Raw genomic sequence first — 20,236 nt, forward strand, 5'->3', positions numbered from 1 at the left:
CGACCAGCCGAACGGCACGCTGGAGCTGAACGCGAAGTCCCCGGACCGTACGCGCTCGGCCGCGGGCCCGCCGCAGCCCCAGCCCGGCTACGGCTACCCGCAGCAGCCCGGCCCCTACGCCCAGCCGGGCCCCTACGGCACCCCTGGCGCGCCGGGCCCGTACGGGCAGCCCCAGCAGCCCGGGCCGTACGGGCCGCAGCCCGGCTACGGCTACCCGCAGGCGCAGTACCCGGGCGCCCCCGGCACCCCGCCGCCCGCCGGCGGCTCCCGCAACCCGTTCAAGGGCAAGCCCGCCGCCGTCATCGGCGCCGCGGTGGCCGCCCTGCTCGTGGCCGGCGGCACCATATGGGCCGTCACCGGCAGCGGGGACGACAAGCCGGCCGCCCAGAAGAGCAGCGACTCCAAGCCCTCGGGGTCCGCCCCCTCGGACGCCCCCGTCAACCCCGGCGACGGCAGCGGCGACGGCAAGACGGACCCGGAGGACCTCAACGCGGGCCGCAAGGCCGGCGAGGCCAAGGTGCTCTGGTACAAGGAGGCGCCCGAGGCACCCGGCCGCGGCGCCGACGCACCGGGCATGTGGATCACCGGCAAGGCGGCGGTGAAGGCGGCGTACAAGCAGGTCTTCGCCTACAACGTCAGTGACGGCAGGCCCACCTGGGAGCCGGTCGCCTTCCCGGAGAAGATCTGCGCGGTGACGCCGCAGAAGACCGCCGACGACAAGGTCGTCGTGGCCTACATGGACGGCAGCAGCGACCGCGCCCACTGCAACCGGCTCCAGCAGCTCGACCTGAACACCGGCCAGAAGGGCTGGACCGCCGAGGTCGCCGAGGGCGACCTGTTCGACAGCACGCTCACCCTCGAACTGACCGTCGCCGGCAAGACGCTGATGGTGGGTCGCTCCCAGTCGGGCACGGCGTACGACATCGACAGCGGCAAGAAGCTCTACGACGTGAAGAGGTACGGCCAGGCCTGCTTCCCCGGCCCCTTCGCCGGCGGCACCCGGCTGATCTCGGTCGCGTCCTGCGCCGCCGGACAGCCCGCCGAGCACGAGGAGGTGCGGGAACTCGACCCCGCCACCGGCAAGGTCAAGTGGACCAGGAAGATCCCCAAGGGCTGGTCGGTCCGGAAGGTCTTCTCCGTCGACCCGGTGATCCTGTACTCGACGAGCGAGGACCGCAAGCGCTGGAACGTCTCGACGCTGAACGGCGACGGTTCCGTCCGCTCCCAGGTCGACACCGACGCGAGCTTCAACCCCGAGTGCGGCTGGGTCGTCCTCAGGCGTGACCTGCAGGGCTGCCAGGCCGTCGCGGCCGACGCCGGCACCCTCTACCTGCCCACCGACGTCGGACGCGGCCGCAACGAGATCCTCGCGATCAGCCTCGACACCGGCAAGGAGAAGTGGCGTGTGAAGTCCCCGACGGACACCACGATGACGCCGCTCAAGATGGAGAACGGACGGCTCATCGCCTACGCCGCTCCGTCCTACGACGCCGGTGGCCAGGTCGTGGCCGTGCCGACGACGGGTTCGGACCACACCCCGGTGAAGCTGCTGCAGCACCCGGAGGGCACCGCGACGATCGAGCGCAGCTTCTTCTTCAAGGACATCGACTGGGTCGACGGACGCTTCTACATCTCCACGACCCACCTGAGCGGAGAAGGCGACAGCAAGGAGAAGTTGATGCTCGCCTACGGCAAGTGAGCCGGGCCGGCCGTCCCGTGCGGCCGGCGTCCGCGCGCCGCTCCGGCCGTCCCGCTTCCCCGTTGTCCAGCCGCCGTCCCCGTATTCGCGAGGTGCATCCGTCATGAGCCAGCCGCCCCCGCCGCCCAACCAGCCGCCGCAGCAGGGAGGTTTCGGTCCGCCCCAGGACCAGCCGAACCAGTCCGCGTCCTCCGGGGACGGCCCGGACCTCACCAAGTCCCCCCAGCCGGCGCCGGGTTACGGCTACCCGCAGACGCCTCCGCCCCCGGCCCAGCCCCCGCAGACCCCGCCCCCGCCCGCGGGCCCGCCGCAGCCCCAGCCCGGCTACGGCTACCCGCAGGCCCCCCAGGGGCAGCCCGCCCCGCAGCCCGGCTACGGCTATCCCGGTCCGCAGCCGAACCCGTACGCCCAGCCGTACCCCTCGCAGCCGGGCCCGTACGGGGCTCCGCAGCCCGGCTACGGCTACCCCGGCCAGCCGCCGACCGTGCCGGTGCGGCCCCAGGGCGGACAGCCGGGCGGCGGCAAGGGCAGGACCCAGCTGGCGATCATCGTCTCGGCCGTCGTCGCGATCGCGCTCATCATCGGCGGCGGGGTCTGGTACTCGAAGTCGTCCGGCGGTGACGGCAAGCAGGACACCGCGAGCACCGACGGCGGCAAGGGCGGCACCGGCAAAGCCTCCTCCGGAGGCAAGGAGAAGGTGCCCGCCAACACCGCCTCCCAGGTCCTCTTCCAGGTGCCGATGCCGGAGGTCACCGAGACGACCTCCACCTCCGGCTCCTGGCTCACCGACAAGGTGTACGCCAAGACCGGCAACGCCGAGATCGTCGGCTACGACCCCGTCAAGGGCACCAAGCTGTGGACCTTGAAGCTGCCCGGCCCGGTGTGCCAGACCACCCACCACATCACCTCGGACAAGAAGACGGCGATCCTCTACGAGCCCGCCATGCCGACCGCGACCAAGCGCTTCAACGGCTGCAGCCAGGTCGCGGCGATCGACCTCGACACCGGCAGGAAGCTGTGGACGCAGACGGTCAAGTCCGGTGACCAGGACGTCAGCCTGGACAACGTCACCATCAGCGGCGGCACGGTCGCCGTGGGCAGCACCAGCGGCGGCGCCGCCTTCAGCATCGCCGACGGCAAGGCCCTGTGGCTTCCCAAGGCGGACGACACCTGCTACGACGCCGGCTACGGCGGCGGCGAGAAGCTGGTCGCGCTGCGCAAGTGCGGCCCGTACGACCAGCAGCAGCTGCACATCCAGACCATCGACCCGAAGTCCGGGAAGGTGATCTCCGAGTACAAGATGACGAAGGGCATCGAGTACGCGTCGATCGTCTCCACCAACCCGCTGGTCGTCGCGGCCGATGTCAACCGCAGCGCCGGCGACGGCAGCGGCATCTCGGACTTCTTCTCCATCGACAACCGGACCGGCAAGCTGCGCACCCGCATCTCGGCGCCCGGCGACCGGTACGCGGCCCGCTGCGACAACATCAGCAAGATCGAGCACTGCACGGGCATCGCGGTCGGCAACGACCGGCTGTACGTGCCCACCGAGGAGCACGACGGCGCCAAGGAGTTCACCAAGACCAACGAGATCGTCGCGTTCGATCTCGGCACCGGCAAGCAGACCGGCCAGCGCGCGGACGCGGGCGACGGCTACCAGATCTACCCGCTGCGCATGGACGGCGGGAACGTCATCGCCTACAAGCGTCCGCCCTATGACAAGGGCGGCCAGGTCGTGAGCATCGACGGCAACAGCTTCAAGGTGACCAAGCTGCTGGAGAACCCGGCCAGCCGCAGCGTGCGGAACGCGGAGATGACCATGTCCCCGGAGTACGCGGAGATCCGCTACTCCCAGGGCCGCCTCTACATGTCGGCGATCTACGCCAGCAAGATGAGGTCGGCCTTCGGCAAGCAGTACCTGGTGCTGGCCTTCGGTGCGAGCGAATGACCTCCCGGTCGTGACCTCCCGGTCGTGACCTCTCGGCCGTGACTCCGCAGCCGTGACCCGGCAGCCGTGACTCCCGAGGGGCCTCGAACGGTTCTCGGACGACTTCCGAAGGACCGTCGAAGGCCCCTCGAAGGAGAGGAATCCCAAAAAGTCCGTCGATCAGGGGCACTTCTCGCCGGTAGGGGCAGCGCGACGTCGAACAAGCGTGTAGCTTCCGAGGGCATGAAGGGCGGTGTGCCGGGGGAACCACTGCCCGTCGGGCTATGAGCGTCCGCTGGGGGGATTGGGGGGCTCGATTGGGAGTGCGGCTCATGGTGGTCGACGACCACCGACTGCTCGCCGAGGCGCTGGCCTCGGCGCTGAAGCTGCGCGGACACCGTGTGCTGGCCGCGGCGGCACCGACCGCCGGTGCGGCCGACGTGGTGATCAGCCGTGCGCCGGAGGTGTGCCTGTTCGGTACGGGAACACCGGCCGAGCCGGGCACATTCGACCCGGTGGTGAAGATCAGACGGGAGCGTCCCCAGGTCGCGGTGGTCGTCCTGGGGCCGGTCCCGTCACCGCGCGGCATCGCGGCTGCCTTCGCCGCGGGCGCCTCGGGCTACGTACGCCATGACGAGCGCATCGAGGGCGTCGAGCGGGCGATCATCAAGGCCAGGGCGGGCGAGGCGGCGGTCGCCCCGCAACTGCTCCAGGGCGCCTTCGACGAGCTGCTGAACCCCTCCGCCCAGCCGGACGACGAGGGCCGGCGCCTCCTGGAACTGCTCACCCCGCGCGAGGTGGAGGTCCTGGTCCGTGTCGCCGAGGGCGAGGACACCCGGCTGATCGCGGCCGGCATGGGCATCGCCCCCAGCACGGCCCGCACCCATGTCCAACGCGTCCTGATGAAGCTGGGCGTGGGCTCCCGTCTGGAGGCGGCGGCCCTGGCCGCCCGCACCGGCCTGCTGGACCAGGTGGCCCGCCCGACATAGCCGCGGCCCGCCCGGCACGGCCACGGCACCCTTCTGCCCTCGTGCCGTCCGTCCTCGTGCCACCGGCCGATCGGTGAGCGCCGCCACCGGCCGGCCGGTGGCGGCCGCACATCACCGGCCGCGCCTTTCGTCGCCATGCCTTTCGCTCGTCATGCCTTCGCACGGCGTGTCTTCGCACGGCGTGTCTTCGCCCACCGTGCCGTGGCGCGGCGTGTCCTTCGTTCGTCATGCCTTCGGCCGCCGTGTCTTTTTTCGGCCTGTCCTTCCTTCAACACACCCACGGATGATTGGTTGTGATGTGTTATGTTTGATTGTGTTGGATGGGTGGTGGGGGCTGACAGGAGCGGGCCCGGGGACCAATAGGGAGTCCGACAGTGAAGAAGACCTCGACCCGGCTGGCCGACGGCCGTGAGCTCATCTACTACGACCTGCGGGACGACACCGTGCGCGGCGCGCCCGACCGGCGCCCGCTGGAGCGCGCGGTCACCACGTCCGAGATACGCCGGGACGTCCTGCTCGGCGACGCGGTCGTCATCGCCTCCCACCGCCAGGGCCGCACCTACCACCCGCCCGCCGACGAGTGCCCGCTGTGCCCGTCCCGGGACGGAAGGCCGAGCGAGATCCCCGACTCCTCGTACGACGTGGTGGTCTTCGAGAACCGCTTCCCGGCGCTGTCCGGCACCTCGGGCCGCTGCGAGGTCGTCTGCTTCACCTCCGACCACGACGCCTCCTTCGCCGACCTGAGCGAGGATCAGGTGCGGCTGGTCCTGGACGTCTGGACGGACCGCACGGCGGAGCTGTCGCACCTGCCGTCGGTCAAGCAGGTGTTCTGCTTCGAGAACCGCGGGCCCGAGATCGGCGTGACCCTGGGCCACCCGCACGGCCAGATCTACGCCTACCCCTTCACCACCCCGCGCACCGCCCTGATGCTGCGCTCACTGGCGGCCCACAAGGAGGCCACCGGCGGCGAGAACCTCTTCGACGCCGTGCTGGAGCGGGAACTCGCCGACGAGCGGATCGTCCTCGAGGGCGAGCACTGGGTGGCCTTCGTGCCGTACGCGGCGCACTGGCCCTACGAGGTCCACCTGTATCCCCGGCGCCGCGTCCCCGATCTGCTCGCGCTCGACGAGGCGGCGCGCACGGAGTTCCCGCGGGTGTACCTGGAGCTGCTGAGGCGCTTCGACCGCATCTTCGACGGACAGGGCGGACAGGACGGGCGAGGCGGGCGGGGCGGCTTCGCGGACGACCCTCCCACGCCGTACATCGCGGCCTGGCACCAGGCCCCGTTCGGCTCGCTGGAGGAGTTCGGCGGGGTGACGCGCGACGACTTCGCGCTGCACGCCGAAATCCTCACCATTCGCCGCACTTCGGGCAAGCTGAAGTTCCTTGCCGGCTCCGAGTCCGGCATGAGCGTGTTCATCAACGACGTGCCGCCCGAGCGCGCGGCCGAAAGACTGCGAGAGGTAGCGAGTTCATGAGCGGGAAATACCTGGTGACGGGCGGTGCGGGCTACGTCGGCAGCGTGGTCGCCCAGCATCTGCTGGAGGCCGGTCACGAGGTCGTCGTGCTCGACAACCTCTCCACGGGCTTCCGCGAGGGCGTGCCGGCCGGTGCCTCCTTCATCGAGGGCGACATCCGCGATGCCGCCAAATGGATGGACTCGTCGTTCGACGCGGTGCTGCACTTCGCCGCGTTCTCCCAGGTGGGCGAGTCGGTGGTGAAGCCGGAGAAGTACTGGGAGAACAACGTCGGCGGCACGATGGCCCTGCTCGCCGCCATGCGCGAGGCCGGCGTGCGCACACTGGTCTTCTCCTCCACGGCGGCCACCTACGGCGAACCGGAGCGGATCCCGGTCGTCGAGACCGCCCCGACCCGGCCCACCAACCCCTACGGCGCCTCCAAACTCGCCGTCGACCACATGATCACCAGCGAGGCGGCGGCCCACGGCCTGGGCGCGGTCTCGCTGCGCTACTTCAACGTGGCCGGCGCCTACGGGCCGTACGGCGAACGCCACGACCCCGAGTCCCACCTGATCCCCCTGGTCCTGCGGGTCGCCCAGGGCCGCCGGGACACGATCTCCGTCTTCGGCGACGACTACCCCACCCCGGACGGCACCTGCGTACGCGACTACATCCACGTCGCCGACCTGGCCGAGGCCCACCTCCTCGCCCTGCGGGCGGCCGCCCCGGGCGAGCACCTGATCTGCAACCTCGGCAACGGCAACGGCTTCTCCGTCCGGGAGGTCATCGAGACCGCCCGGCAGGTCACCGGCCACCCCATCCCCGAGGTCGTGGCCCCGCGCCGGGCCGGCGACCCGGCGGTCCTGGTCGCCTCGGCCGCCGCCGCCCGCGAAAAACTCGGCTGGAACCCCACCCGCACGGACCTCGCGGGTATCGTCGCGGACGCCTGGGAGTTCGCCCAGTACATCGCAAGGGAGAGGTAAGTGGGGGCACTTGAGGTCCGGGAAGGCTTCACCGAGCTGTACGGCACCGCACCGGAAGGGATCTGGGCGGCGCCGGGCCGCGTCAACCTCATCGGCGAGCACACCGACTACAACGACGGCTTCGTGATGCCCTTCGCGCTGCCGCACACCACCCTCGCCGCGGTCGCGCGCCGCACCGACGGCGTCCTGCGCCTGCACTCGGCGGACATGCCGGGATCCCCCGTGGAACTGCGGGTCGCCGACCTGACCCCCGAGTCCGACCGGAACTGGACCGCCTACCCCGCGGGCGTGGTCTGGGCCCTGAGCCAGGCGGGCCACGAGATGACGGGCGCGGACATCCACCTGTCCTCGACGATCCCCGCGGGCGCCGGTCTTTCGTCGTCCGCGGCGCTGGAGGTGGTGGTGGCCCTGGCCCTCAACGACCTTTACGGCCTGAACCTGAGGGGCTGGCAGCTGGCCCGCCTGTGCCAGCGCGCCGAGAACATCTACGTCGGCGCCCCCACCGGCATCATGGACCAGACCGCCTCGGCCTGCTGCGAGGCAGGCCACGCCCTGTTCCTGGACACCCGCGACCTGTCCCAGCGTCAGATCCCCTTCGACCTGGAGGCCGAGGGCCTGCGTCTGCTGGTCGTCGACACCCGGGTCAAGCACGCCCACAGCGACGGCGAGTACGGCAAGCGCCGCGCGGGCTGCGAGAAGGGCGCGGCCCTGCTGGGCGTGGACGCCCTGCGCGACATCTCCTCCGCCGACCTGGACGCGGCGCTGGACCGCCTCGGCGACGAGGAGGAGGTCCGCCGCCTGGTCCGCCATGTGGTCACGGAGAACGCCCGCGTCGAACGCGTCGTCTCCCACCTGCAGTCGGGCGACCCGCGCTCCATAGGCCCGGTCCTGACCGAGGGACACATCTCCCTGCGCGACGACTTCCGTGTCTCCTGCCCGGAGCTGGACCTGGTCGTCGACACGGCCCTCGCCGCCGGCGCCCTGGGCGCCCGCATGACCGGCGGCGGCTTCGGCGGCTCGGCGATCGCACTCGTGGAGGAGGCCGACGTCCAGCCGCTCACCAAGGCGATCGAAGAGGCCTTCACCACAGCGGGCCACACACCCCCACGCGTCTTCGAGGCCGTGCCCTCGGCGGGGGCACGACGGGTGGACTGACGCCCCCTGCTCCCGCAGCCCGCATCGGCCCCGTGCACGATCAGCGTGTACGGGGCCAGCACCGTCATGGCCGCACTGGACACCGAGCCCCGAACGGCCAAGTCCCACAGAGGCTTTGACGGGCAACGGTAGTGTTCATGGCCGGCACTGCGTGACCAGTGGTGCACCGTCGGACACGGGGGAGGCCGCACAGGGTGCGGGCAGAGTGGGAGCAGCGGCCGTCAGGAGAGGGACGCTTGCGTGAGCAGGCCTTGTAGCGCAGTGCGGCGGATCTGCACGACCCCCGTGATGCAACCGACGGGCAAACGCAGTGGGCGGCTGAAGCAAGCATCGATCGGCACCACTTCGATCTCCCTCAAAGAAGGCACCGACGGCTTGATGCGTGATGCCGTGGACGACGGCCGGGACGCCGGCAGGGAGCTTCTGAGGGGAACGAAGGAGTGTCCGAATGGCTGAGAACAGGGAACAGAACGTAACCCAGTACACCCTGAAAGGGTTTGTTGCCAGCCTGGCAGTTCTCTGTCTTGTGGGATGTGCCGGCTGGTTCGGATACGTGCAGACCTTCACCAAGGGGCTCGAGCGTCTGCCCGCGAAGGTATGTGAGAACACTGTCGAACGGGACCTGGTGATCCAGGTGCTGCCGCCGGCCCGGTCGGCGGAGGAATGGGCCGGCCTTCGGAACACGAAGTACGACTTCACGTTTCAGTGCCAAGTCGTCACCAGTAGTGAGTCGTCCGTCTGGGGTCGCATATGGGTTCAACCTGTCTCCAAGGCGGACTGGCTTGAAAGGTTTCGGGAAAGCCGTGACGAAAAGATTGTTCGCGTATCTGTCGACGGCGTAGAAGCTCTGGCTCAATTCGACGCCGAGGACGCGTTCTCGGCGGCGTACGTACCCTGCGCATCCCCCGCCATCTCTTCCTACGACGCCTCCAGGAACAAAGACTATGCAGTCATCGCCGAGGTGAGTGCGAGTGTCTACGAGAATCGCAAACCCACTGGCGCAACACTGCGACAGCCTCTGACCGACATCGCCTACCAGCTGACCAAGCACGTCTACAAGCTGGCCAAGTGCAAGCCTTCCCGTGACTTTCCCGAAGAGCTGCCCCGCTACGAGGATGAATGACGAGGACACAGCTTTCTCGGTGTGAAGGCGACGGGGAACAGGACGGCCGGCGCGATCAGCGACGTCACGACGACCATGGCGCCGGCACGGGGCCGAAGCTCTGCGTCACCAGGTGGTACTCGCGGGGCCGGCCGCGTCCCAGGCTCTTGAAAGAAGATTCCCTGCCGGCGATGGCGTTCGGCATGAAACAGGCCTCCTCCGCCAAGGAGCCGCTGATCCTTCGTGCGGGGTACCCGCGGCGCGGTACCCGAAACGATCACAACGCCGGTCCCGCAGTCGGAACCGGGAAGATCCCGCACCGGCCTGAGAGGGGGGACGGAGCAGCCCGCCGGAGCATGGACGGACCGCACCGGACCGCACGAAGAAGGCACGGTCAGGACTCGTCGCGGCCTGTGGTGCGCTCCCTGACTGGCGACGGCCGCGTGGTCCGTCCGGCCGAAAGGCCGTCCTGTGCGTCACCCATCGGCCCGGTCGTCACTCTTTGTGATGACGATCGTCAAGGACGACGGCTACCGTGGACGGGCAGGCCGAGGATGCCGTCCATGGGAGGAATCATGACCGCTGAGCCCGGCTGCCGCTGGCCGGTGCCGCCCCGGGACGGATACACCGTGGACGACCTGTTCACGTTGCCCGGCCTCCCGCCGCACACCGAGCTGATCGACGGGAGCTTGGTCTTTGCGAGTCCGCAGCGGTATTTCCACAGCATCGTGATCGACCTTCTGGTGACCGGTCTGCGCCGCACGGTTCCCGAGACGATGAAGATCGTCCGGGAGATGACGGTCGTCCTGGACCGTCGTAACGGACCGGAGCCCGACATCTGCGTAGTCCGCGCGGAGGCGGTCACCAGCAGGGAGCAGACCCGCTTCGCCGTCGCCGACGTCCTGCTGGCCGTCGAGGTCGTCTCCCCGGACTCCGAGGCCCGGGACCACGACACCAAGCCGCACAAGTACGCCGCCGCGGGCATCCCGCACTTCTGGCTGGTCGAGATGAGCGGCTCCGATCACCACCCCGTGGTCCGCACCTACGAACTCGACCCGCTGACCAAGACGTACGCCCTGACCGGTACCCACCGCGGCCGGCTGAAGCTCGACGTGCCGTACGACATCGACATCGACATCACCGCGGAGGCGCTCGACGCGCTCTGAGGGCCGCCGTCGGCTCGGGCAGCCGGCCTCGGACGCCGGACCCAGAAGGACCCGGAAGTCGAAGGACCCAGACGTCAGAGGCCCAGGTGTCAGACCAGGCGCTTCGTCAGGGTGTACTCCGTGATCCCCGGTGGGTAGTCCGGGATCGCGCACACCACCTCGTAGCCGTGCCGGCGGTAGAAGTCCGGGGCCTGGAAGTCCCAGGTCTCCAGGCGGGCGGCCGTGCAGTCGCGCCGGTCGCGGGCGATGCGCTCGGCCTGCTCGAGAAGGCGGGAGCCCAGGCCCGCGCCGCGGTGCGGGGCGTCGACCCACAGGTAGGTCACATGCAGCCACCTCGCCCAGGTGTGGCCCACCAGGCCGCCGGCCAGGGCGCCCGAGTCGTGCAGGGCCCACAGGTGCAGGGGAGTTTCGTGTGCGGCGGGGGTTGTGCGCAGGGCGGCGATGACCGGGGAGGCCGCCGTGTTTGTGTCGCGGAGGCGGGAACGGAGCAGATTGCGGCGCTCTCTGTCGATTTCTGCCTCGATACGAAACATGCGGCACACCCTAAACGCGCTGGACGGTCAGTTCTGAGAATTGCCTTCCCCTGGCGTTCACCGCCCGTACTCTGAGAGCGGTACCGGTGGGGGCCGGTGCCGGTCAGGGGGGTGAGAAGCGTCGGGGGGCGAGCCGGCCGGCGTTCTCCGGCGCATTCTTTGGCGCGTTTCGACGTTGAGAAGCCCCTGCTCTGCCAGGAGCCTGGGGAAGGGGGTTTTCCGTGGTCCGTGTCCGAGTCCTGGTCGTCGACGACCACCGTATCTTCGCCGAGTCGCTCGCCGCCGCCCTGGCCGCCGAGCCCGACGTCGACGTGTCCGCCGCCGGGTCCGGGCCGGCCGCGCTGCGCTGTCTGGAGAGGGCCGCCGCCGAGGGCCGCCGCTTCGACGTCATGCTCGTCGACGCCGACCTCGGCAGAAGCGCCCCCGGGGCCCGCCCCGCCGTCCCCGTACGGGAGGGCGAGGAGGACGGGCTGGTGGACGGCATCTCCCTGGTCTCCGGGGTGCGCAACGCCCAGCCCTCGGTGCGCTCCGTCGTCCTGGCCGAGAAGGACGACCCGCAGCGCGCCGCGCTCGCCCTGCAGGCCGGGGCCTGCGGCTGGGTCGCCAAGGACTGCTCGCTGTCCCGGCTGCTCACCGTCATCCGCGGTGTCCTGCGCGACGAGACCCATCTGCCGCCGGCCCTGCTCACCGGCGTCCTGCGGGAGCTGACCGCCGCCCGCAGGCACCGCACCGAGAGCGAGCGCCTGGTGGAGTCGCTGACCCCGCGCGAGCGGGAGGTGCTGCGCTGCATGGTCGCCGGGCTCGGACGCAAGGCCGTCGCCGAACGGCTGTACCTGTCCCCGCACACCGTGCGCACCCATATGCAGAACGTCCTGGGCAAGCTCGGCGTCCACTCCACCCTCGCCGCCGTCGCCCTCGCCCGCCGCGCCGGAGTGGGGCCCGTCGAGCTAACCGGAGACGTTGTCGAACGGGGCGGTCAGCTGGCGTAGCAGGTTCGCCAGCTCGGCCTGCTGGGCGGGCGACAGCTCCGCGAGGATCGCCCGCTCCTGCTCCAGCAGTTCCGCCAGGGAGCTGTCCGCGCGGTCCCGGCCCTCCTCCGTCAGACGGACCAGGACACCGCGCCGGTCATGGGGGTCGGGAAGGCGCTCCACCAGGCCCTTCTTCGCCAGCCGGTCGATCCGGTTGGTCATGGTGCCCGAGGTGACCAGGGTCTGGGTCAGCAGCTGTCCGGGGGAGAGCTGGTACGGCGCCCCCGCACGTCTGAGCGCCGTCAGGACATCGAACTCCCAGGGCTCCAGGCTGTGCTCGGAGAAAGCCTGCCGCCGTGCACGATCCAGGTGCCGGGCGAGTCTGCTCACCCGGCTGAGTACTTCAAGCGGCCCCACATCGAGGTCCGGACGCTCCCGGCGCCACGCTGCGACCAGCCGATCGACCTCGTCCTCCATGACGGTCAGTGTAGTGGTTGTGTCGACGTGAAGTCTCTTGATATCCATTCTCTTGACATCGAGATATAGACTGGAGTGAGAGCCGAGGAGGCCGCCATGCCCAGCCATGCTCCCGTCTGGGACCCCGCCCAGTACCTGCGCCACGCCGACCACCGCACACGCCCCTTCACCGACCTGCTCGCCCGTATCCCCGACCTGCCCGGCAGCCCCCGCCCGCCCCGCATCGCCGACCTCGGCTGCGGCCCCGGCAACGTCACCGCCCTGCTCGCCGGCCGCTGGCCCACCGCACACATCACCGGCTACGACAACTCGCCCGAGATGCTCGACAAGGCCGTGACCGACCACCAGGGCCCCACCCCCGGCGGCGGACGCCTCGACTTCGCCCACGCCGATGTGCGCACCTGGACCCCCGACGAGCCGTACGACCTGATCGTCAGCAACGCCACCTTCCAGTGGGTGCCCGGCCACGCCGACCGGTTCGCCGACTGGATCACGGCCCTCCGCCCCGGCGGCACCTTCGCCTTCCAGGTGCCCGGCAACTTCTCCGCCCCCAGCCACCGGCTGATGCGCGAGCTCGCGGGCTCCGCCCGCTGGCGCGACCGCCTCGCGGGCACCCTCCGCCACGAGGACGCGGTGCTCACCCCCGAGGCGTACCTGGAACGGCTGGCCGGCCTCGGCTGCACGGCGGACGTCTGGGAGACGACCTACATCCACCTGCTGACCGGTGAGGACCCGGTCCTGGACTGGCTGATGGGCACCGGGCTGCGGCCCGTCCTCACCGCCCTGGGCGACGACCCGGCAGCACGCGAGGAGTTCCTGGGTGAGTACCGCGCCGCCCTGCGCGAGGCCTACCCGGCCGGCCCGCACGGCACCCCGTTCCCGTTCCGGCGGATCTTCGCCGTGGCAGTCAAGAGGGCATGACCATGATGGCCGCCGTCGACCACGTCCAGCCGGCCGCACCGCCCGGCTCCGAGGAGCGACTGCGCGGGTACTGCGTCGATGCCCTCGGCATGACCGAGATCCCCAAGCCGCCGGTCCTGGCCGCACGCGGCGGCTGCTGGTTCCAGGCCGGGACCGTCCAGCTCCAACCTGGGCATCGAGCAGGACGTCCGCCCCGCGAAAAGGCCCACCCCGGCCTGCGGGTCACCGGCATCGACGCGCACGCCGCCCGGCTGAAGGCCCACGGAGCACCCGTCACCCGGGACGGCGCCCCGCCGGGCCACCGGCGCTTCTTCTCCGAGGACCCGGTGGGCGACCGGCTGGAGTTCCTGGAGCCCTGCCGGGAGAACCCCGAGGACCTGGCCGGGGTTCCCGGCCAGGACGACGGGCAGGAGGCGGCCGAAGGCAGGCAGGGGACGGCCGAAGCCGGGCAGGGCGGCCGGAAGGGGGAGGGCAGAGGACAGCCGGAGGAGAGGCAGAGGACGGCGGCCGGAGACCAGGCGGAGGGGAGGGGCCGGCCGGCAGAAGCCGTAGACCGGGTCTAAGCCTTCCGGTGACCGATCAGCCGCGGCTTCTGCTCCAGGCCGTCCAGTCCGTGCCACGCCAGGTTCACCAGGTGCGCCGCGACCTCCGCCTTCTTCGGGCGGCGCACGTCCAGCCACCACTGACCCGTCAGGGCGACCATGCCGACCAGGGCCTGGGCGTACAGCGGGGCCAGCTTGGGATCGAAGCCGCGGGACTTGAACTCGCGGCCCAGGATGTCCTCCACCTGGGTGGCGATGTCGGAGATCAGGGAGGCGAAGGAGCCCGTCGACTGGGGGATGGGGGAGTCACGGACCAGGATGCGGAAGCCGTCCGTGTACTCCTCGATGTAGTCCAGGAGGGCGAAGGCCGCCTGTTCGCACAGCTCACGCGGATGGCCGGCCGTCAGCGAGCTGGTCACCATGTCCAGCAGCCGCCGCATCTCACGGTCCACCACCACCGCGTACAGGCCCTCCTTGCCGCCGAAGTGCTCGTACACCACCGGCTTGGACACCCCGGCCTTCGCCGCGATCTCCTCCACCGACGTGCCCTCGAAGCCCTTCGACGCGAACAGGGTGCGACCGATCTCCAGTAGCTGTTGACGGCGCTGGGCACCGGTCATACGGGTGCGGCGCGTGCGCCGCGGCTTGTCATTGCTGTGAGTGCTGCTGGAGTCGGTCGCCACGCGGTCAATCATGCCGCCTTGACGGTCTCCTTACGGCGCCGGGAGCGGACCTGATCGGTGTTGCGGCGGGAATCGATACGTGAGCGTGACGGCCAGCGCACGTCATACGCCCAGCCGAGCAGCTCGAACCAGCGGATGATCCGCGCCGAGGAGTCCAGCTGGCCGCGCTCCACCCCGTGCCGGGCCGAGGTCGGGTCGGCGTGATGCAGGTTGTGCCAGGACTCGCCGCAGGACAGCACCGACAGCCACCACACGTTCCCCGAGCGGTCCCGCGACTTGAACGGACGCTTGCCGACCGCATGGCAGATCGAGTTGATCGACCAGGTCACATGGTGCAGCAAAGCCACCCGGACGAGTGACCCCCAGAAGAACGCGGTGAACGTCCCCCACCACGACAGGGTGACCAGACCGCCGATCAGCGGCGGAAGCAGCAGCGACACCGTCGTCCACAGCACGAACTGACGGGAGATCCGCCGCATCGCCGGATCCTTGATCAGATCCGGTGCGTACTTGTCCTGCGGCGTCTGCTCCTTGTCGAACATCCAGCCGACATGAGCCCACCACAGGCCCTTCAGCAGCGCCGGAATCGTCTCGCCGTACCGCCACGGCGAATGCGGATCGCCCTCGGAGTCGGAGAACCGGTGGTGCTTGCGGTGGTCGGCGACCCAGCGCACCAGCGGCCCCTCGACCGCCATCGACCCCGCGATCGCCAGCGCGACCCTCAAGGGCTTCTTCGCCTTGAACGCACCATGGGTGAAGTGCCGGTGGAAGCCGATCGTGATGCCGTGGCAGCCCAGGAAGTAGAAGAACACGAGCAGGCCCAGATCCAGCCAGCTCACCCCCCAGCCCCACGCCATCGGCACCGCCGCCAGCAGCGCGAGGAAGGGAACGACGATGAAGAGCAGCAACGTGATCTGCTCGATCGAACGCTTCTGGTCGCCACCCAGCGTGGCGGACGGCAACGCGGTGCCGTCCGGTGCCGGGGGGCCGTCGATCACATCGGAGCTCGTGGTCATGGGCGTCCCCTGTGGGTCGAGATTCAAGACGGACGCCGGCGGCTCGCGGAACCGTCCAGCTTCTTACGGTTCCGTAACCTACGGCGTCGTAAGTATGGCAGCGTGTCGCCCCGCGGCAAGGGCCCGCACCCCTGCGAGTCCCGCCCGACACCTAGACTTGGCGTTGGTCGGACAGCGCGGTCCGCTGATGACAATCCCTTCCCGGATGCCCGGACCGTGATGCGGTGACCCGCCGCGTGGCACCCGTCCGGGTTCCCTCCCAGAAGCGCTTCAATCCCGCAAGGAGCCGCACCTGTGAGCAGTGCCGACGACCAGACGACGACCAGCAGCGAACTGCGCGCCGACATCCGCCGACTGGGTGACCTCCTCGGGGAGACCCTCGTACGGCAGGAGGGTCCCGAGCTCCTCGAACTGGTCGAGAAGGTCCGCCGTCTCACCCGCGAGGACGGCGAGGCCGCCGCCGAACTGCTGCGCGGCACGGAACTGCAGACCGCGGCCAAGCTGGTCCGCGCCTTCTCCATCTACTTCCATCTCGCCAACATCACCGAACAGGTGCACCGCGGCCGCGAGCTGCGCGCCCGCCGCGCCGCCGAGGGCGGCCTCCTCGCCCGCACCGCCGACCGGCTCAAGGAAGCCGACCCCGAACACCTGCGCGAAACCGTGCGGCACCTCAGCGTCCGCCCGGTCTTCACCGCCCACCCCACCGAGGCCGCCCGCCGCTCCGTCCTCAACAAGCTCCGCCGCATCGCCGACCTGCTGGAAACCCCGGTCGTCGCCTCCGACCGCCGCCGCCTCGACACCCGGCTCGCCGAGAACATCGACCTCATCTGGCAGACCGACGAACTCCGCGTCGTCCGCCCCGAGCCCACCGACGAGGCCCGCAACGCCATCTACTACCTCGACGAGCTCCACGCCGACGCCGTCGGCGACGTCCTGGAGGACCTCACCGCCGAACTCGAACGCGTCGGCGTCAAGCTCCCCGACGACACCCGCCCCCTCACCTTCGGCACCTGGATCGGCGGCGACCGCGACGGCAACCCCAACGTCACCCCCCAGGTCACCTGGGACGTGCTGATCCTCCAGCACGAACACGGCATCAACGACGCACTCGCCCTGATCGACGAGCTGCGCGGCTTCCTGTCCAACTCCATCCGCTACACCGGCGCCACCGAGGAACTGCTGACCTCCCTCCAGAACGACCTGGAGAAGCTGCCCGAGATCAGCCCCCGCTACAAGCGCCTCAACGCCGAGGAGCCCTACCGGCTCAAGGCCACCTGCATCCGCCAGAAGCTCGTCAACACCAAGCAGCGCCTGGCCACCGGCACCCCCCACGAGCCCGGCCACGACTACCTCGGCACCAGCGAGCTGCTGAAGGACCTGCGCATCATCCAGGACTCCCTGCGCGCCCACCGCGGCGGCCTGTTCGCCGACGGCCGGCTCAGCCGCATCATCCGCACCCTCGCCTCCTTCGGCCTCCAGCTCGCCACCATGGACATCCGCGAGCACGCCGACGCCCACCACCACGCCCTCGGGCAGCTGTTCGACCGGCTGGGCGAGGAATCCTGGCGCTACGCCGACATGCCCCGCGAGTACCGCACCAAGCTCCTCGCCAGGGAACTGCGCTCCCGCCGCCCGCTCGCCCCCACCCCCGCCCCCGTCGACGAGGCCGGCGCCAAGACCCTCGGCGTCTTCGAGACCATCAAGCGAGCCCTGGACGTCTTCGGACCCGAGGTCATCGAGTCCTACATCATCTCCATGTGCCAGGGCGCCGACGACGTCTTCGCCGCCACCGTGCTGGCCAGGGAAGCCGGCCTCATCGACCTCCACGCCGGCTGGGCCAAGATCGGCATCGTGCCGCTGCTGGAGACCACCGAGGAACTCAGGGCCGCCGACACCCTCCTGGAGGACATGCTCTCCGACCCCTCCTACCGGCGCCTGGTCGCCCTCAGGGGCGATGTCCAGGAGGTCATGCTCGGCTACTCCGACTCCTCCAAGTTCGGCGGCATCACCACCAGCCAGTGGGAGATCCACCGGGCCCAGCGCCGCCTGCGCGACGTCGCCCACCGCTACGGCGTACGCCTGCGCCTCTTCCACGGCCGCGGCGGCACCGTCGGCCGCGGCGGCGGCCCCACCCACGACGCCATCCTCGCCCAGCCCTGGGGCACCCTCGAGGGCGAGATCAAGGTCACCGAACAGGGCGAGGTCATCTCCGACAAGTACCTCATCCCCTCCCTCGCCCGGGAGAACCTCGAACTGACCGTCGCCGCCACCCTGCAGGCCTCCGCCCTGCACACCGCCCCCCGCCAGTCCGTCGAGGCCCTCGCCCGCTGGGACGCCGCCATGGACGTCGTCTCCGACGCCGCCCACGCCGCCTACCGCACGCTCGTCGAGGACCCCGACCTCCCGGCGTACTTCTTCGCCTCCACCCCCGTCGACCAGCTCGCCGACCTCCACCTCGGCTCCCGGCCCTCCCGCCGCCCCGACTCCGGCGCCGGCCTCGACGGACTGCGCGCCATCCCCTGGGTGTTCGGCTGGACCCAGTCCCGGCAGATCGTCCCCGGCTGGTACGGCGTCGGCTCCGGCCTCAAGGCCCTGCGCGAAGCCGGCCTCGACACCGTGCTCGACGAGATGTACGAGCAGTGGCACTTCTTCCGGAACTTCATCTCCAACGTCGAGATGACCCTCGCCAAGACCGACCTGCGCATCGCCCGGCACTACGTCGACACCCTCGTCCCCGACCACCTCAAGCACATCTTCGACAGCATCCGGGCCGAGCACGAACTCACCGTGCGCGAGGTGCTCCGCGTCACCGGCGAGAAGGAACTCCTCGACCACCAGCCCGTGCTCAAGCAGACCTTCGCCATCCGCGACGCCTACCTCGACCCGATCTCCTACCTCCAGGTCGCCCTGCTCAAGCGGCAGCGCGACGCCGCGGAGGCCGGTGAGGAACCCGACCCGCTGCTCTCCCGGGCCCTGCTCCTCACCGTCAACGGCGTGGCGGCCGGCATGCGCAACACCGGCTGACGGCCGGCCCCGGCGCCGCACGGGACACACGACAGGTGCCCCTGAGCCGAGCAACCGGGCTCAGGGGCACCTGTGTGTCACGAAGGGGCTGGGAAGGGGGCTGAAAGGGGGTTGCGAAGGGGCCGGGAGGGCGCCGCGTCAGTCGCGGACGGCCCCGCGTCGGCGGAACAGCAGGAAACCGCCCACGGCGACCAGCGCGGCCGCCGCACCGGACAGCAGACCCACCGGGACACCGTTGCCGGTATCGGCGAGATCACCGGTGGTGCCCTGCGCGGACGGAGACGCCCCGGGGACCGCGGCCGGAGACGTGGCCGACGGGGACGCACCGGAGGACCCGGACGGCTCGGACGGCTCGGACGGCTCGGCCGAAGGGGTGACCGACGCCGACGGAGTACCGGACGGCGTCGTGCCGCCCCCCTCGGAGTCCCCGGAGCCCCCGGAGTCCCCGGAGTCCCCGGAGTCCTCGCAGTCCGTCCAGAACACCTTGTGCTTCGCGGAACCCTTCTGACCGTCGAAGCTCCAGAACAGCTTGTAGTGGCCGTCCGGCAGCGACAGATCCTCGCTCCGGCCGTGGCCCGACGCATCCAGGACGAGGCTGTCCGACAGCACCGTCTCGCCCTTGCCGCCGGCCGCCGGAGCCCACCGCTCGATGCGCCAGTCCACCCGCTGCCCGCCGTCGAAACCGAAGGCGTCCAGGTAGAAGGTGCAGACATGCGGCTCGTTGCGCCGCAGCTCCTCTCCGGTGGAGGCATCGTGGATCTTGACCGTGCCGTTGTCACCGGGAGGGGTCGCATGGGCGGCCGGGGCGGTGAACAGGGCGAGAGAACAGACAGCGGCGAGGACGCCGATACGGGCAGGGTGGTGCATGAGTCGGCCCACCTGAGCGGAAAGTGACCAAGGGGGAAGATGGGGGGCGATTCAGTCTCGGCCTCGCCCCGACCGGGGTCAATCACGAAGCAGCAACGGCTTCCCCGCCCCCCGCAGGCGGGGAGAGCACCGAAGCCGCCTCACACCGTCAGGGACACCACCGTCAGCAGCGCCATCCCCACCCCCGCCAGCACCCACGCCACCCGGGGCCGCCGCAGCCCGCCCGCCACCACCACCGAGGCCAGCAGCAGCGCACCGCCCAGCGGAGTCCACGCGTGCAGAATCCCGGCCGGACCCGAACGCAGCACCTGATCCGTCCCCGGCTTGACGACGACGCTGTAGGTCTGCCCCACCCGCACCGCCGCCGTACGGGCGATCACCACCCGCTCCCGGGGCGTCGACCCGGCCGACACGGGCGAGTACGGCCCCGTGCACGTGTCGCCGGCACAGTCCGTCACCGTGACCGTGCCGTGCTCACGCCCCTTGGTCAGCATCACGTACGGCGCGGTGTCCCACGACGCCCACACCCCCGCGATCAGAATCAGCGCCGTCACCACACCCATCGCCGCGACCAGCCCGAACCGGAGCACGGCGTGGGAGGCCTGACGAGTACGGGAAACGCTCACGGCAGGCATGGCGGGGATCATTGGCCATACCCCTACCGTTGGTCAACTTCAGCCCCCCCAAGGCCGGTCACCCTCGGGAGAAGCCACAAGGCGGCACA

At 70.4% G+C, this 20,236-nt stretch carries 18 protein-coding genes; 12 read left to right on the plus strand and 6 right to left on the minus strand.

Going from position 1 to position 20,236, the window contains the following annotated elements; genetic code table 11:
• From ABD224_RS26315 to ABD224_RS26350, 8 genes are all read left to right on the plus strand, one after another.
• Nucleotides 1–1,699 (plus strand): outer membrane protein assembly factor BamB family protein (locus ABD224_RS26315; protein WP_344054230.1); only part of this gene is annotated, 1,699 nt, incomplete at its 5' end.
• A gap of 103 nt (nucleotides 1,700–1,802) precedes the next feature.
• Nucleotides 1,803–3,647 carry an outer membrane protein assembly factor BamB family protein gene (locus ABD224_RS26320; protein ID WP_344054232.1) on the plus strand — a complete coding sequence of 615 codons (1,845 nt, stop codon included), beginning with the start codon at nucleotides 1,803–1,805 and terminating at the stop codon, nucleotides 3,645–3,647.
• 296 nt (nucleotides 3,648–3,943) lie between these two features.
• Nucleotides 3,944–4,615: a helix-turn-helix transcriptional regulator gene (locus tag ABD224_RS26325; RefSeq protein ID WP_344054235.1), complete on the plus strand. Its 672-nt coding sequence runs from the start codon at nucleotides 3,944–3,946 to the stop codon at nucleotides 4,613–4,615.
• A 374-nt stretch (nucleotides 4,616–4,989) separates the two neighbouring features.
• Nucleotides 4,990–6,093: a galactose-1-phosphate uridylyltransferase gene (galT, locus tag ABD224_RS26330; protein WP_344054238.1), complete on the plus strand. Its 1,104-nt coding sequence runs from the start codon at nucleotides 4,990–4,992 to the stop codon at nucleotides 6,091–6,093.
• Nucleotides 6,090–7,058 (plus strand): UDP-glucose 4-epimerase GalE, encoded by a 969-nt coding sequence (gene galE / locus ABD224_RS26335; RefSeq protein WP_344054240.1) that lies wholly within the window; start codon nucleotides 6,090–6,092, stop codon nucleotides 7,056–7,058. The genes galT and galE overlap by 4 nt, the downstream gene beginning before the upstream one ends.
• A complete protein-coding gene (gene galK / locus ABD224_RS26340; protein ID WP_344054242.1) occupies nucleotides 7,059–8,213 on the plus strand; it encodes a galactokinase in 1,155 nt (384 codons plus the stop codon).
• A gap of 448 nt (nucleotides 8,214–8,661) precedes the next feature.
• Nucleotides 8,662–9,336, plus strand: a complete 675-nt coding sequence (locus ABD224_RS26345) for a hypothetical protein (protein WP_344054244.1) — start codon at nucleotides 8,662–8,664, stop codon at nucleotides 9,334–9,336.
• A gap of 554 nt (nucleotides 9,337–9,890) precedes the next feature.
• A complete protein-coding gene (locus ABD224_RS26350) occupies nucleotides 9,891–10,481 on the plus strand; it encodes a Uma2 family endonuclease (protein WP_344054246.1) in 591 nt (196 codons plus the stop codon).
• Between the two features lie 89 nt (nucleotides 10,482–10,570).
• On the opposite strand, the gene ABD224_RS26355 is transcribed toward ABD224_RS26350, so the two are convergent.
• On the minus strand, nucleotides 10,571–11,014 hold the full coding sequence (locus ABD224_RS26355; protein WP_344054248.1) for a GNAT family N-acetyltransferase: 444 nt from the start codon (nucleotides 11,012–11,014) through the stop codon (nucleotides 10,571–10,573).
• 221 nt (nucleotides 11,015–11,235) lie between these two features.
• Here ABD224_RS26355 and ABD224_RS26360 point away from each other — a divergent pair, with 221 nt between their 5' ends.
• Entirely contained in the window at nucleotides 11,236–12,003 is a 768-nt protein-coding gene (locus ABD224_RS26360; RefSeq protein ID WP_067396421.1) for a response regulator transcription factor, read from the plus strand.
• Here ABD224_RS26360 and ABD224_RS26365 read toward each other — a convergent pair.
• Nucleotides 11,962–12,459, minus strand: a complete 498-nt coding sequence (locus ABD224_RS26365) for a MarR family winged helix-turn-helix transcriptional regulator (RefSeq protein WP_344054252.1) — start codon at nucleotides 12,457–12,459, stop codon at nucleotides 11,962–11,964. The genes ABD224_RS26360 and ABD224_RS26365 overlap by 42 nt on opposite strands.
• 96 nt (nucleotides 12,460–12,555) lie before the next feature.
• Between ABD224_RS26365 and ABD224_RS26370 the strand changes: the two genes are divergently transcribed.
• Together ABD224_RS26370 and ABD224_RS29520 are read left to right on the plus strand one after the other, a co-directional pair.
• Nucleotides 12,556–13,380, plus strand: coding sequence for a trans-aconitate 2-methyltransferase (locus ABD224_RS26370; RefSeq protein ID WP_344054254.1), 825 nt, complete (start codon nucleotides 12,556–12,558; stop codon nucleotides 13,378–13,380).
• Entirely contained in the window at nucleotides 13,377–13,943 is a 567-nt protein-coding gene (locus ABD224_RS29520) for a VOC family protein (protein ID WP_425581058.1), read from the plus strand. Before ABD224_RS26370 ends, ABD224_RS29520 begins: the two co-directional genes overlap by 4 nt.
• Here ABD224_RS29520 and ABD224_RS26380 read toward each other — a convergent pair.
• Together ABD224_RS26380 and ABD224_RS26385 are read right to left on the minus strand one after the other, a co-directional pair.
• Nucleotides 13,940–14,617, minus strand: coding sequence for a TetR family transcriptional regulator (locus ABD224_RS26380; protein WP_344054256.1), 678 nt, complete (start codon nucleotides 14,615–14,617; stop codon nucleotides 13,940–13,942). The two genes, ABD224_RS29520 and ABD224_RS26380, sit on opposite strands and share 4 nt — an antisense overlap.
• On the minus strand, nucleotides 14,614–15,621 hold the full coding sequence (locus ABD224_RS26385; RefSeq protein WP_344054258.1) for an acyl-CoA desaturase: 1,008 nt from the start codon (nucleotides 15,619–15,621) through the stop codon (nucleotides 14,614–14,616). Before ABD224_RS26385 ends, ABD224_RS26380 begins: the two co-directional genes overlap by 4 nt.
• 294 nt (nucleotides 15,622–15,915) lie before the next feature.
• Between ABD224_RS26385 and ppc the strand changes: the two genes are divergently transcribed.
• Nucleotides 15,916–18,645, plus strand: a complete 2,730-nt coding sequence (ppc, locus tag ABD224_RS26390; RefSeq protein WP_344054260.1) for a phosphoenolpyruvate carboxylase — start codon at nucleotides 15,916–15,918, stop codon at nucleotides 18,643–18,645.
• Nucleotides 18,646–18,783: 138 nt separating this feature from the next.
• On the opposite strand, the gene ABD224_RS26395 is transcribed toward ppc, so the two are convergent.
• Nucleotides 18,784–19,512 carry an LPXTG cell wall anchor domain-containing protein gene (locus ABD224_RS26395; RefSeq protein WP_344054261.1) on the minus strand — a complete coding sequence of 243 codons (729 nt, stop codon included), beginning with the start codon at nucleotides 19,510–19,512 and terminating at the stop codon, nucleotides 18,784–18,786.
• Nucleotides 19,513–19,652: 140 nt separating this feature from the next.
• The gene (locus tag ABD224_RS26400) at nucleotides 19,653–20,159 is read right to left on the minus strand and encodes a hypothetical protein (protein ID WP_344054262.1); all 507 of its coding nucleotides are present in this window, start codon (nucleotides 20,157–20,159) and stop codon (nucleotides 19,653–19,655) included.
• Nucleotides 20,160–20,236: the final 77 nt, after the last annotated feature.

Source organism: Streptomyces thermoalcalitolerans, from assembly GCF_039525155.1.
In the GTDB taxonomy this organism is placed as follows: domain Bacteria; phylum Actinomycetota; class Actinomycetes; order Streptomycetales; family Streptomycetaceae; genus Streptomyces; species Streptomyces thermovulgaris.

Coding starts and splice junctions, on each gene's coding strand:
- ABD224_RS26320 (WP_344054232.1), top strand. CDS start 1,803: ATGAGCCAGCCGCCCCCGCCGCCCAACCAGCCGCCGCAGCAGGGAGGT.
- galE (WP_344054240.1), top strand. CDS start 6,090: ATGAGCGGGAAATACCTGGTGACGGGCGGTGCGGGCTACGTCGGCAGC.
- ABD224_RS26345 (WP_344054244.1), top strand. CDS start 8,662: ATGGCTGAGAACAGGGAACAGAACGTAACCCAGTACACCCTGAAAGGG.
- ABD224_RS26350 (WP_344054246.1), top strand. CDS start 9,891: ATGACCGCTGAGCCCGGCTGCCGCTGGCCGGTGCCGCCCCGGGACGGA.
- ABD224_RS26355 (WP_344054248.1), bottom strand. CDS start 11,014: ATGTTTCGTATCGAGGCAGAAATCGACAGAGAGCGCCGCAATCTGCTC.
- ABD224_RS26365 (WP_344054252.1), bottom strand. CDS start 12,459: ATGGAGGACGAGGTCGATCGGCTGGTCGCAGCGTGGCGCCGGGAGCGT.
- ABD224_RS26370 (WP_344054254.1), top strand. CDS start 12,556: ATGCCCAGCCATGCTCCCGTCTGGGACCCCGCCCAGTACCTGCGCCAC.
- ABD224_RS29520 (WP_425581058.1), top strand. CDS start 13,377: ATGACCATGATGGCCGCCGTCGACCACGTCCAGCCGGCCGCACCGCCC.
- ABD224_RS26380 (WP_344054256.1), bottom strand. CDS start 14,617: ATGATTGACCGCGTGGCGACCGACTCCAGCAGCACTCACAGCAATGAC.
- ABD224_RS26385 (WP_344054258.1), bottom strand. CDS start 15,621: ATGACCACGAGCTCCGATGTGATCGACGGCCCCCCGGCACCGGACGGC.
- ABD224_RS26395 (WP_344054261.1), bottom strand. CDS start 19,512: ATGCACCACCCTGCCCGTATCGGCGTCCTCGCCGCTGTCTGTTCTCTC.
- ABD224_RS26400 (WP_344054262.1), bottom strand. CDS start 20,159: ATGATCCCCGCCATGCCTGCCGTGAGCGTTTCCCGTACTCGTCAGGCC.